The sequence below is a fragment of the Nonlabens spongiae genome (genome assembly GCF_002117125.1).
Lineage (GTDB): Bacteria > Bacteroidota > Bacteroidia > Flavobacteriales > Flavobacteriaceae > Nonlabens > Nonlabens spongiae.
On record NZ_CP019344.1, the window covers coordinates 2,041,026 to 2,054,104 of the forward strand.

At 41.7% G+C, this 13,079-nt stretch carries 10 protein-coding genes; 7 read left to right on the plus strand and 3 right to left on the minus strand.

From position 1 onward, the window contains the following. The first annotated feature begins 30 nt into the window (after positions 1 to 30). From BST97_RS09440 to BST97_RS09465, 7 genes are read left to right on the plus strand one after another with little or no spacing between them, the layout of a single operon-like run. Entirely contained in the window at positions 31 to 645 is a 615-nt protein-coding gene (locus tag BST97_RS09440) for a TetR/AcrR family transcriptional regulator (RefSeq protein WP_085767002.1), read from the plus strand. Beyond that, complete coding sequence (locus BST97_RS09445; protein ID WP_085767003.1) at positions 646 to 2,025, plus strand: TolC family protein; 1,380 nt, start codon at positions 646 to 648, stop codon at positions 2,023 to 2,025. Between the two features lie 22 nt (positions 2,026 to 2,047). Next, positions 2,048 to 3,220, plus strand: a complete 1,173-nt coding sequence (locus BST97_RS09450; protein WP_085767004.1) for an efflux RND transporter periplasmic adaptor subunit — start codon at positions 2,048 to 2,050, stop codon at positions 3,218 to 3,220. Between the two features lie 7 nt (positions 3,221 to 3,227). After that, positions 3,228 to 6,773 (plus strand): efflux RND transporter permease subunit, encoded by a 3,546-nt coding sequence (locus tag BST97_RS09455; RefSeq protein ID WP_085767005.1) that lies wholly within the window; start codon positions 3,228 to 3,230, stop codon positions 6,771 to 6,773. A gap of 24 nt (positions 6,774 to 6,797) precedes the next feature. Then, positions 6,798 to 6,950, plus strand: a complete 153-nt coding sequence (locus tag BST97_RS15805) for a hypothetical protein (protein WP_157111591.1) — start codon at positions 6,798 to 6,800, stop codon at positions 6,948 to 6,950. A gap of 18 nt (positions 6,951 to 6,968) precedes the next feature. After that, entirely contained in the window at positions 6,969 to 7,751 is a 783-nt protein-coding gene (locus BST97_RS09460) for an SDR family NAD(P)-dependent oxidoreductase (RefSeq protein WP_085767006.1), read from the plus strand. 41 nt (positions 7,752 to 7,792) lie between these two features. Further along, positions 7,793 to 8,293: a hypothetical protein gene (locus BST97_RS09465; protein WP_085767007.1), complete on the plus strand. Its 501-nt coding sequence runs from the start codon at positions 7,793 to 7,795 to the stop codon at positions 8,291 to 8,293. On the opposite strand, the gene BST97_RS09470 is transcribed toward BST97_RS09465, so the two are convergent. The 3 genes from BST97_RS09470 to BST97_RS09480 form a co-directional block, all read right to left on the minus strand. Continuing rightward, the gene (locus BST97_RS09470; protein WP_085767008.1) at positions 8,275 to 8,973 is read right to left on the minus strand and encodes an SIMPL domain-containing protein; all 699 of its coding nucleotides are present in this window, start codon (positions 8,971 to 8,973) and stop codon (positions 8,275 to 8,277) included. The two genes, BST97_RS09465 and BST97_RS09470, sit on opposite strands and share 19 nt — an antisense overlap. A 546-nt stretch (positions 8,974 to 9,519) precedes the next feature. Further along, the gene (locus BST97_RS09475) at positions 9,520 to 10,395 is read right to left on the minus strand and encodes a pirin family protein (protein ID WP_085767009.1); all 876 of its coding nucleotides are present in this window, start codon (positions 10,393 to 10,395) and stop codon (positions 9,520 to 9,522) included. Between the two features lie 256 nt (positions 10,396 to 10,651). Beyond that, positions 10,652 to 12,904 (minus strand): inorganic phosphate transporter, encoded by a 2,253-nt coding sequence (locus BST97_RS09480; RefSeq protein WP_085767010.1) that lies wholly within the window; start codon positions 12,902 to 12,904, stop codon positions 10,652 to 10,654. Positions 12,905 to 13,079: the final 175 nt, after the last annotated feature.

The following is a 13,079-nucleotide window of genomic DNA, read 5'->3' on the forward strand; positions in this document are numbered from 1 at the left end:
CTTACTTTTGCACCCGATTTTAGAATTTGAATGACTGATATTAAAAACGAAATATTACAAAAATCCAAAGACCTCTTCCTATCACTAGGATTCAAGAGCGTTACCATGGATGACATTGCTAGAGAGCTGGGAATGAGTAAAAAGACGCTCTATAGTTATTACAATAAGAAAGAGCGCCTCGTGGCAGACTCTGTCCTATTTGTATTTAATGACATATGTTGCGATATAGACGGTATTTGTGAGGCATCTACAAATCCTATCCAAGAACTTTATGACATCAAGCGTATGGTGTTATCTAAACTCAAAGGCGACAAGTCTTCACCCATCCATCAACTGCAACGCTATTATCCCAAGGTACACGATGATCTTAAATCAAGACACTTTGATCACATGCAAGAATGTTTCAACAAGAACCTGAAAGAAGGAATCGCACAAGGTCTTTACATCCCTACGATCAATAGGGAGTTTGTCTCGCGCATTTACTTCGTAGGTATGCAAGGCATCAAGGATCTCGAGATATTTCCTATAGATAAATTTCCAGTGCAAGAATTGTATGACCAGTATCTGGATTACCACCTACGTGGGATCGTAACTCCTGCCGGGCGTAAAATACTTAACCAAATCACTAATAAAAACCACGACTAGATGAACAAGCTATCCATGATGGTATGGATTTTAATGGTTCTCGCTTTCGCGAAAGCGTACCCTCAACAATCCCCTCCAGAACAGACCAGCTTCTCGTTACAGGAGGCCATCAATTATGGTCTAGAAAACAACTATCAAGCGATCAATGCTCAACGCGATATCGCCAAAGCTCTGAAACAAAAGTGGGAAACTACGGCCACCGGTTTGCCGCAAATCAATGGTGAAGTGGGATATAACTATAATATCGAGGTCCCCTTATCACCTGTTCCTGCCCAGTTTTTTGATCCAAATGCTCAACCGGGAGAATTTGCTGCGGTACCCTTTGCGCCTAAACAGAGTGCAAACCTTACAGCGACGCTTACTCAGCTCATTTTTGACGGTTCCTACATAGTAGCGCTTGAAGCCTCAAAGACTTTTCTGGACTTCTCAAAAAATGCTGATAACAAAACGAAGCTTGAAGTACGCAAAGGCATTATCAATGCTTATGGTGGCGTTTTACTTACTGAAGAAAATGTTGCCATCTTAAGCAGCAACCTCTCAACTATAGAAGAAAACTTGCGGGAGACCACTAAAATCTTTGAGAACGGTCTCGCTGAGGAAGAAGATGTAGAACAACTTAAAATCACACGGTCTCAGCTCGCTAATCAGTTGAACAGCGCCCAGCGCCAAGTTGCTATTTCTAGAGACATGTTGAAACTGGCCTTAGGGATACCTCTTGAGACAACAATCACTCTTACTGATGACCTAGAGACTCTTGCCAAAGAAAACATGGACATGGCGATGACACAACCAGAGCTTGAACTTGAGAAAAATGTAGATTACCAGATCGCATATAACCTCACAGAACAGCGCAGACTGGAATACAAACTAGAGCGTTCAAAATCTTTGCCCTCTCTAGGCGCATTTGTAAACTATGGTATCAACAGCTTCGGTGAGGATTTTGTTTTTCTAGATGCAAATAATGCCTGGTTTGATCAGAGCACAGCGGGCTTGAGTCTTACCGTTCCTATCTTTAGTTCTTTTGGTCGCAAGGCCGCTCAAGACCGCACAAAAATTGCATGGGATCAAGCAGAGACTGACCTTGAGCAGCAAGTGCAACAAATCAATCTGGATTATCAACGAGTCAGCAGCAACTACCAGCTAGCCATTGATAATTATCAAACGAGCAAGGACAATCTCGCACTCGCAGAGCGTATCGAGAACAAAAACTCAATAAAATTTAAGGAAGGTCTCGCTACCAGTTTTGATTTGAGACAAGCTCAGCTTCAGCTTTACTCCACTCAATCAGAATACCTCAATAGTATGTACCAGGTCATTGCTGAAAAGGCAAACCTTGAAACCGTACTCAACACCCCAGATTTTATAAACATACAAGACTAACACAACCCTGTAGAAATATTCCATGAAAAAGTTTATCACCTTCTCCATAGCTGCGATTCTTCTAGCTTCTTGCGGTAGCGAGCCTACCCTGGATGATCTAATCGCAGATCAGAATACAGAAGCCATTCAACAACGTAAAACGCAACTGCTCAATCAGAAAAAAGAACTTGAGAACAAGATCAGTTCCATCGAGTCTTATCTCAATGAGAATACAAAGAAGAAAGAAGGCGTTCTGGTAAGTATTGCTGCAGTTGAAGACACTTTATACAATCATTATATCGAGTTACAAGGAAGTGTTGATACAAAAAAGAACATAACCTTAATGGCAGAGATGCAGGGAATTCTTACTAATGTATATGTAACCGAAGGCCAGAAAGTAAGAAAAGGGCAGCGACTCGCCCGAATAGATGATGGTGGTCTTGCTCAACAAATTGAGCAAATGAAAGTTCAAGAGCAGCTAGCAAAAACTACTTATGAACGCCAGAAGAGATTATGGGATCAAAACATAGGTTCTGAAATTCAATTTTTGCAGGCAAAGGCAAATTATGAAGCTCAGCAAAGCTCCATAAGTAGTATGCAGCAACGACTTGCAAAATCTGTTATCACTGCACCTTTTGCAGGAACCATCGACGAGGTGATTACGGAACAGGGAAGCACTGTAAGCCCAGGTATGACACAACTATTCCGCATTGTGAATCTCGATGATATGTATATCGAGGTAGAGGTTCCTGAAACCTACATAGCGAGCGTTAAAGAAGGAACTGACGTGAAGGTGGAGTTTCCGGTTTTGGGAGAAAGCGTTGAGAGCGAAGTGCGTCAGAGCAGTTCTTATATCAATCCCGCAAACCGATCATTCAAGATCGAGATACCAGTAGAGAACAAGGATCAGAACATCAAACCTAATCTTACTGCGCGCATAAAAATAAATGATTATACAAATGAAAGCGCTCTACTATTGCCGCTTGCTGTGATAAGCGAGAATCAGAATGGGGAACAATATGTAATGGTTGCTGAGAATCTTAAAGAAGGAGATAATGGCTTTAATACCGCTGTCGCGAAAAGAAGAATCATTCAAACTGGAAAGACCAGTAATAACATGGTAGAGATCACAGAAGGTCTGGAAAAAGGTGAGATGATCATCGTAGAAGGTGCACGAAGTGTAAAACCTGATCAAGAGATCAGAATCAAAGCATAAGCAAAAGATGGAAAAAAAGAGTCAGAAAGAATTTGGTCTCAGCTCCTGGGCGATAAATAATCCTACCGTTATATGGATTTTAATTGCCATGGTCGTCATTCTGGGGATTCAAGGATATTTCTCTATGCCTAGAGAGGATTTCCCAGAGGTAAAGGAAACAAAAATTTACATCTCAAGTGTCTATCCAGGGAATACTGCAGAAGATATTGAGCGCCTTATCACAGAACCTCTTGAGGACAAACTAAAGAATATTTCTGGAGTTTCTGAAATTACCTCAACATCGCAAGAAGATTATTCCATCATCATTGTAGAGTTTGAAGAAGGAGATATTTTAGGTAAAAGCATCAGCGTTCAAGAAGCTGAACAAAGAGTAAAAGATGAAGTAGATACTGAAACTGCTAATGAAGACTGGCCTGTATTCAATGGAGCAAAGGTAGAACCTAACGTCTTTGACCTTAAATTGAGTGAGGAGATGCCTATTATGAATATCAACATAACAGGTGATTATACTGTGAGGGAACTCAAGAAGTTTGCTGAGTACCTAGAAGATGAGATCGAAGCCCTGGATCAAATTAAAGAGGCTGATATAAGAGGTGCTCAAGAACTTGAAGTAGAGATTGCCGTAGACATTTATAAGATGACCGCAGCAAAAGTCAGCTTTGATGACGTGATTAATGCTGTAAAAAATGGTAATGCTACCATTAGTGCTGGTAATCTCAAAACAGAAAGCCAGCGCAGAACGATAAGAATTCTTGGAGAAATAACAGATCCTAAGCAGCTGGATCGTTTTGTGGTCAAAAATGAAAATGGCCCCATCTATCTTAAGGATATCGCAGAGGTCAAGTTCAAAGAAAAGGATAAAACCACTTTTGCGCGTGAAAGTGGTGATCCTGTAGTCATGATTGATGTAAAAAAGCAGTCTGGTAAGAACATGATCATTGCTTCAGAAAGTATTAGGGAGATTCTTAAAAAGTCTCAGGAGACTGGTAAAATCCCAGAAAATGTGGATGTCACCATTACAAATGACAGTTCCAGTCGCACACTGAATCAAGTGGACGATCTAGTGAACAATATCATTTTTGGAGTAATACTGGTAGTGGTGGTTCTCATGTTCTTTTTAGGATTCAGAAACGCATTATTTGTTGGTTTTGCGATCCCCATGTCCATGTTAATGAGTTTTATCATTTTAAGTTTCTTGGGTTACACATTAAATACCATGATTTTATTTGCGATGATTATGGGTCTGGGAATGCTTGTGGACAATGGGATCGTAGTCGTTGAAAATGTCTACCGTCTTATGGATGAAGAAGGCATGACTCGATTGCGTGCTGCAAAAGTAGGTATAGGTGAAATTGCTGTTCCTATCATTATTTCTACTTTGACTACCGTAGCGGCTTTTGTCCCCATAGGGTTATGGCCCGGTGTGATGGGAGAATTCATGAAATATTTCCCTATCACCCTTTCGGTAGTTCTCGGTAGTTCTTTATTAGTTGCGATATTCTTTAACTCGATGCTGGTTTCTCAATACATGAGTATAGATGAGAAGAAGATTTCCAGAAAAGGTTTGATACGCATCAGTTTGATTATGATCCCAATAGGTGTCTTAACGCTATTGTTTGGTGGCCCGTTAAGAGGTTTGGGAACACTCATGATCGTTACAGCCATTTTATTATGGCTATACAAATATTTCATCAAGGGATCTACATTATACTTTCAGCGTAAAATGCTCAAGGCACTTGATAACGCCTACGAGCGTTTTTTGAAATTTGCCTTAAGAGGTAAAAAACCATACTTCTTTATGGGAGGAATGGTGATCCTGTTTTTAGGAGTGCTAGGAATGTATTTTGGTTGGTCGGTAGCTTCTGGCCGTACGAAAGTAGAATTCTTCCCAGAGAACAAGCCTAATCAGATCATAGTTTACATTGAGTATCCACAAGGGACTTCTATTGCTAAGACAAATCGCACTACTAAGGATATAGAACAAGTCGTTTATGATGTCTTAAATGCTGACATGTATCTGGAAGGCAACCGTAATTTTATGGTAGAAAGTGTGGTTTCTCAAGTAGGTGAAGGTGCCGGAAACCCGCAAACCGATGGTGGTAGCGATGCCGAAATGCCTCATAAAGGAAAGATTACCGCCAGCATGCGTGAGTACAAATACCGCAATGGTAAAGACAGCGAGGTACTCCGTAAAAAAGTACAAGAAGCTGTGCAAGGCCGTTATCCTGGTATCGCCATTAGCGTAGAGAAAGATCAAGCTGGACCACCAGCAGGTTATCCTGTAAACATCGAGCTACAAGGTGACGATTATGAGGAACTTATCGTAACTGCTGAACGCATGGCCAAGTTCTTAAACGAGAAAAACATCGCACCCGTAGACGAGCTCAAAATAGATGTGAACAAGAGCAAACCTTCACTTCAAGTAAGCGTAGATCGAGAGAAAGCAGGTGAACTGGGTGTGAGTGCTGGTCAGGTAGGAAATCAATTGAGACGTGCCATCTTTGGAGAAAAAGCTGGAATCTACAAAGAAGACGGTGAGGATTATGACATCTATGTCCGGTTCAATGAAGAAGACCGTTACGATCGTAGTGCATTATTCAATCAGCGTATTACCTTCAGGGACATGACTACGGGTCAAGTAAAGGAAATACCCGTGAGCGCGGTGACTACTCAAGAAAATGTTTCTGGATTTAGTGCGATCAAGCGTAAAAACAACAAGCGTGTCGTTACGGTTTATAGTGCCTTAAAACCTGGATATTCTGATGCAGGTGCCGCCGTGGCACAAATCCAGAATGAGATGCTCGATTTTGAAGGCATGCCAGAAGATATCAAGGTAGATTACACGGGACAACTGGAGGAACAGAATAAGCAACAAGCTTTTCTTATGTCTGCTTTGATATTCGGCCTGATGCTGATCTTCTTTATTTTGATATTCCAATTTGGTGGTATTTCTAAACCTACGATCATCATGATCTCGATATTCCTCAGTTTCATCGGTGTATTCCTGGGATTGATGATCACAGGCTGGCCGTTTGTCATCATGATGACGATGATGGGGATCATATCTCTTGCTGGTATCGTAGTGAATAACTCGGTAGTGTTAATCGACTACGTGGACATTTTGAAATTACGTGTGCGTGAAGATGCTGGAATCGACGATGATAAATTCTTGATAAGCAAGGAGGATTCCTATAAAGCGATCGTTCAGGCTGGTAAAGCACGTTTGCGACCGGTAATCCTTACTGCAATTACTACGGTTTTAGGGCTTATTCCTCTAGCGATAGGATTGAACATAGACTTTTTCAGTTTGTTTAGTGAGTTTGACCCCAAGACCTATATAGGTGGTGATAACGTGATTTTCTGGGGACCGCTGGCCTGGACGGTAATCTTCGGTTTGTTGTTTGCTACGTTCTTGACCTTGATCATCGTTCCTATTCTGTTGTATTTAGTTCACAGAGCTAAACTAAGATGGCAGCGTTTTAGAACACCTGAACTGGCAGAGCAAACTGAGAATTATAACGACTCAGCTGATGAGGAGACTCAAGCAGCTTAAAGAATTGTTGTTGAAAATTACGCTTTGATAATTACGCTTTCGCGAAAGCGTAACTATCAAGTTTATGCTGAGCTTGTCGAAGCACGAAAGCGTAACAATCAAGTTAATGCTGAGCTAGCCGAAGCACGAAAGCGACACTTAAAAATTCAACATTACTTAGGAGAATTCCTGAGTTAATTAACGAAAACAGTTAGCATGAAACAAACAGCGCTGATCACCGGAGCAAGTAGCGGCATAGGCCGTGAATTTGCCAAGATTCATGCAAGTCGCGGCGGCAACCTCGTGGTTGTAGCGCGCAGTGGCGATGAACTTTTCAAGCTGAAAGAAGAGCTTGAAAAAGATCATAAAGCGAGCGTTTATATCATAGGAAAAGACCTGACGGAAACAGGCGCGGCAAAAGCGATTTATGATGAACTTAAAAATGAAGGCGTTACCGTTGATATTCTTATCAATAACGCTGGTTTTGGTGGCTTGGGGGCTTTTCATGAACGAGACCTTGAAAAAGATCTGAACATGATTGATTTGAACATCAAAGCGCTGGTCTCGCTTACGCACTATTTTCTTCAGGATTTTATGGCCTTTAATAAAGGTCGCATTTTAAATGTTTCCAGCACCGCCAGTTTGATGCCTGGCCCCTTGCAAGCAACCTATTATGCAACAAAGGCTTTTGTTACCTCATTCAGCAATGCTTTGCACGAAGAACTGGCAGAAACCGAAATCACCGTCACCAACTTGATGCCGGGAGCTACTGAAACTAAATTTGGTAAAACATCAGGTATGGATAAAACGGTTCTTTTTGACAAAACCGCAAGCCCTGAAACCGTAGCTCGCGACGGTTATAATGCGATGCTAGAAGGTAAACTAAATATCAAAAGTGGGCTCACAACTCCTCAAAAAATTATGATGTCTCTTTTACCTATAATGCCGAAAAAAGTCTTGTTGAAACAGATCAAAAAAATGCAACAGGTAGAAGACTGATCTTTATGTTCAAACCTATCTTTGCAATCTAAATTTTCATCATGAACAGTATTGTCAAGTATTTCTTTGCGGTTTTACTCCTAGGTTTAATCTCTTGTAAAAATGATCCTAAAGTGGAGGCTCAATCCCAAGAGCTAGAAAATGAGATAGCTCAATACGACGCGCTTATGGAAGAAGCTATCGAGGTACATGATGATGTAATGCCCAAGATGGGACGCCTCATGGAACTGAGCGAGATGATGGATCAGCAAATCAAGAAAGACTCTACCATTTCAGAATTTAAAATTGCTAAGGAAAAACTCAACGCAGCCCATGACGATATGATGACGTGGATGCGTGAGTATAGCGAGCAATTCCCTTATGGAGAAGAATCACCCGCTACCGCTGCAGCTCTTGATCAAAAAATGCCTGTTCTAGAAGAAAAAGTAGAGGAAATCAAGAGGGTCAAAACCGAAACTGAAAACGTGATAACCTACGCCCAAAATCTTATGAAAAAAGTGGCCGTAGATGATTTCAAGAAAGATCAGTCGATCGCAAAGTAAACGTTGACGTTTGTTTCAAAGCGTAAGTCTTGAAAGTTTATATTTTCAGCTTGGCTAGTGCTAATCGAAATAGTTTCGGCTTTCATTAACGGAGCGTCCATAGGCCTCCAAGATCTTTGAGGATAGGTCACATTATCTCTTATAAATATAGCTTTTCCCAAAGTCTGACCTAGCGCTTCGGTCATTGTGCGTGCATTTGCTTGAGCTTTAAGAACGGCTTTCTTTTTAAGATCCAGTAACAGCTCATCTTCCTTAGAATATTCTGTTTTAAAGATGGAAACGTTTGAAATATCCTCTTCTTCAAGACCTGTAAAAACCTGACCGAGTGTTTTGGCATCTTTTACAATCAATCGATAGATTTTAGTTTTAAGAACCTTCTTAGAACTCAAAAAATACTTCCTGAAGTCGCTATCAAAGTCGGCTACGGTGAGATCTTCTTCAATGTCAATTCCTATTTTCTTGAGGACTTTAATCATGTCGCGTTCTAGCTCCTCAGTAGATTTTCTATTACGGCTGTCTTCCTCACTCAAAACTATTGTGAGATGAATGCGATCTGGAGTGATGAGTGTATCAACACTCGCTTGCGTTTCCAGATAAGGTCGATCGATGAAGTTTTTTGATTGAGCAGATGTAACTGCTGTCCCGATTAAAAGGAATAAGGTGAGCATGTAGGTTTTCATAACTTTATTTTTTTTCTAAAACTATGAAATTGTTGTGCCACTTTTTCAAAAAAATAGTTCAGAAGCTGGTGATTGAGTGAGTAACCCGATTGATTTAGCAAACTCTACATTTGAATGAGTTTGCAAAATGTATATTATTCCAACTGCTTAAAATAGCAGACTGGGCAACCGCATGACCTCACCCCAGCCCTCTCCGAAGGAGAGGGAGATCAAGTCATTCTGATACATTGAGCCCGAGTAAAAGCTTTTCACTTTAACTAAAGGGAAAAATGTCTTAAAGCTTGCTTTCGGACAAAAAGGGTCTGAACAGCGTGTGACGGAGACTGGGCAACCGTAAAACCCTCTGGTCGCTCCCTCGCTGCACTCACTCGTCGCCGACCGGTCTCCCTTCGACGAAGGGAGAAGCTCCTTGCAAGTATTTTATAGTATTGTTCTTTTACCGAGGAAATGATGCACTCGAGTGTTTGATTTTCCCTTCTGACGAAGGGAAAAATGTCCGAAAGCTTGCTTTTGGGCGAAAAGGGTTTGACCAGCGTGATCTACCCATCAACCCGGCAAAGGCACATAAGTATCGTCGCCGTCCATCATCGGGAAAGTCTTGTTTCTCCATGCCTTTTTTGCCTCTTCTATCTTTTCTTTAGAATGGCTCACAAAATTCCAATAGATGTGTCTCTCCTCCTCAAACGGCATCCCGCCAAAAAGCAATACATGACTTCCCTTTTTAATCTTAACCGAGCAGGTATCTTCTACCTTACTCACCAGCATATTCCCTGCTACCACTTCATTTCCGCATGCTTCAACGCTTCCAGAAACGATGGTGATGCCTATCTCTCCCTTTAATTGGTCTTGGATATCCAATTTATAATCCTGCTGCGTTTGAACATCAATCATGAACAGTTCTGAGTGGACGGGAACGGGCGATTCTTTCCCATAACCTTTTCCTGCGACTAATTTGAAGTCAGCTCCTTGATCCTGCCAGGTAGGTAAATCTTCTGCTGGGATATGATGAAACTCAGGATTAATATCTTCTAGGTTCTTGGGAAGCGCTAGCCAAATTTGATAGCCGTGCATGGTAAAGCTCTTGCTTTGAGATCGAGCCTCTTGAGACGTGCGTTCTGTATGCGTGACGCCTTTTCCAGCAACCATCCAGTTTACCGAGCCGGGCAAGGTGAGCTGCTTGGTTCCCATACCGTCTTCATGCATAAGCTCGCCTTCCATGAGATACGTGAGTGTGGATAAACCGATGTGCGGGTGCTGATCTACATCCATATAGTGATCGGGTCCCAGCGCGGCAGGTCCCATGTGATCTATGAAAATGAACGGCCCGACCATGCGTTTCTTTCGGAACGGAATCAATCGTGCTACCAGAAAATCTCCTATATCCCTGCTGCGTTCTTCAATGATTAAACCCGTATTTGACATGCTTCACAAATTTGCTTATAAAGTTATGTGATTCAAGAGTCTAATGTATGAGTAGGTCCAAGATTCTACTGTGGGAACATTCAAAGTGCTAAAAAAGATTTTAGAAGGAGCTCCGAAGTTGCTTCGACGGGCTCAGCATGATAGCTCAGAGTGACAGCTCAATATGTCGCCTCGGTAAGGGGAATCAATATAAGGTATTTTATGATCTCGCTTTCGCGAAAGCGAAACTATACAAACACTATCCTGCCCAAGAACTCTACTCAGACTGACGGCTATCGTACTCGCTGTAGTACTGCTCCACAATCTCCATGGCTCCATCCATCAAGTCACGTGTTTCCAGTAACAGACTGAAGTAAAGCGTCGTGTTTTTAGGCGATTCCTCATCGGTTTTTGTGCGGGTGACCTGCTTGTCAATTTTTGCATTTACCAAGTCCATCAATTCCCTTTTTTCCACTATGATCTCTTCCAGTTCCAAGAAGTCTTTCTCTTCAAAGATCTTTTGTGAGTCATTGAAGATCTCGTGAATTCTCAAAATGATCTCTTTCACATCTTTGATCTGGGTAAACTTCAATCGCTTGTGGTTGTTGCTGATGTGGGTATTACTGGCTTTTGAGATGTACTCCAGGGACTGAGCGATGTCTTGAAGGTTATCCAGTACATCTATATAAAATTTACTGGCTCCCAGATTATCATCATCCAGGTTTTTGATGAAATAGAATAGGTTGTTTTTGAGGTCTTCAATCTCTGTATTAAGCTTCTTGCTCTCCTTTCTCGACAGTTTGAGAATGTTGAGATCTTGAGCGATCAGACCGTCTAGGGTATTCTTGTAAATTTTCTTGGAACGTTTGAAAACCGTAGCCACATTTCCTGAGCTCTCCTCAATAATTCCTTGAATGGTTTTACTTTTTGCTTTTTGGAGTTGGTCGGTTTCTTTTTGAATCACTTCAGATCTTTTGTGAACCAAAAAGCTTCTAACCAATAAAATTACCGCAACAATCACCAGAACGATTACCACATAGATTCCACCTAAGTAAATGATATAGGCAAAAAAGGCCGCAGCAACAAATGCGCTAAAAGCCGTAAAGAACCACCCACCTATGACATTAAGCACTCCAGCTATACGATATACCGCACTCTCAGTACCCCAGGCGCGGTCTGCAAGTGAAGTTCCCATCGCTACCATAAAAGTTACATAGGTCGTAGATAATGGCAATTTGTATGATGTCGCCACTGAAATCAAGATACTCGCCACCATCAAGTTTACCGATGCTCTCACGTAATCAAAAGCCGGTCGGTCCACGTGTTTAGGGACCACTTTAGGCTCAGGTGCTTTTTCAAAACGTTTTGAGATATAAGCAGCTATTTTGGGCGGTGTAATATTTTGAATGGTTTCTGCTGCTCTGAGCGAGTAACGCACGAGAATACGCGACAAAGCATTTGCTTGAAAACGCTCCGTTCCACTGTCCTGACGCGCCAAATCAACTGATGTTTTAACGACGCTCTGCGCTTTACTCGATAACCACAGTGTTGCTACCATGATCAGTCCAGCGGCGACCAGCAGCCACTTGTTAGCCGGCAACTTACCGCCTAATTGCTCCATGGAAATTTCACTGGCAAGCAATCCTGTACCTTCAGCATATTCCCAAGCTTGATAAGCTCCTACCGGCACCCCAATAAAGTTGACTAAGTCATTACCCGCAAATGCCATCGCCAGACCGAAGGTTCCCAAAATAATTATGAGCTTATAGATGTCCATTTTGAGCACATAGACATAGATAAAACTGAATATCAACCAGAATATAAATGCTGTACCGATCAGCGTATAAACATCAGTTGCAGCAAGGTAATCGGTTACAAAACCTAGATCTGCTCCCTTTAACCCCTTGACTATGATAAAATAGAACAAACTGGTAAGCGACAGCCCGCCAAAGACTCCAGCAAGGTAAGCTGGGCGTTTTGTGTAATTGAAGGACAGTACTAATCTTGAGATAAACTGCACTAAGGCTCCCACGGTAAACGCAATAAGTACGGAAAGTAAAATCCCTAATATGATGGTAAGCGCTGTGTCACTTGCGATGTACTCACCCAGATTCAATACACTCTGCGCATCATTTTGATTGATCTTAATGATGGACATACACACCGCTGCCCCTAACAATTCAAAAACGATGGAAACAGTGGTAGAAGTAGGCAGCCCCATGGTATTGAAGAAGTCCAGCAGCAGAACGTCAGTGATCATGACCGCCATAAAAATGATCATCACCTCATCAAAGTAGAACTGCTCGGGATTAAAAATGCCTTTACGAGCCACTTCCATCATTCCCTGCGAACTCAAGGCTCCCAGTGCAATACCTACACTGGCTATGATCATGATGGTCTTAAAACTGATCGCCTTAGACCCTATGGCACTATTTAAAAAGTTGACCGCATCGTTACTCACACCCACCACTAGATCCGTAATTGCAAGACCTGCAAGAATGATGAGCATGATGATATAGATATCAGACATATTTTATGATTCAATTAATTTGCAAAAATCGGCTTAAAAAGAGTTTGATATGTTACGCAAACGTTATGAATGCAGCCTGTTAGGGAATTTTATGAACTAAAAATGAGTGCAAAGCATCACAGATTAGTTTGATTGTTACGCTTTCGCGAAAGCAAAATACGATCAAAACCTCTCG

Bases quoted from the DNA above. Each gene is read 5' to 3' on its own strand.
- BST97_RS09440 (WP_085767002.1), top strand. From the start codon at position 31: ATGACTGATATTAAAAACGAAATATTACAAAAATCCAAAGACCTCTTC.
- BST97_RS09445 (WP_085767003.1), top strand. From the start codon at position 646: ATGAACAAGCTATCCATGATGGTATGGATTTTAATGGTTCTCGCTTTC.
- BST97_RS09450 (WP_085767004.1), top strand. From the start codon at position 2,048: ATGAAAAAGTTTATCACCTTCTCCATAGCTGCGATTCTTCTAGCTTCT.
- BST97_RS09455 (WP_085767005.1), top strand. From the start codon at position 3,228: ATGGAAAAAAAGAGTCAGAAAGAATTTGGTCTCAGCTCCTGGGCGATA.
- BST97_RS09460 (WP_085767006.1), top strand. From the start codon at position 6,969: ATGAAACAAACAGCGCTGATCACCGGAGCAAGTAGCGGCATAGGCCGT.
- BST97_RS09465 (WP_085767007.1), top strand. From the start codon at position 7,793: ATGAACAGTATTGTCAAGTATTTCTTTGCGGTTTTACTCCTAGGTTTA.
- BST97_RS09470 (WP_085767008.1), bottom strand. From the start codon at position 8,973: ATGAAAACCTACATGCTCACCTTATTCCTTTTAATCGGGACAGCAGTT.
- BST97_RS09475 (WP_085767009.1), bottom strand. From the start codon at position 10,395: ATGTCAAATACGGGTTTAATCATTGAAGAACGCAGCAGGGATATAGGA.
- BST97_RS09480 (WP_085767010.1), bottom strand. From the start codon at position 12,904: ATGTCTGATATCTATATCATCATGCTCATCATTCTTGCAGGTCTTGCA.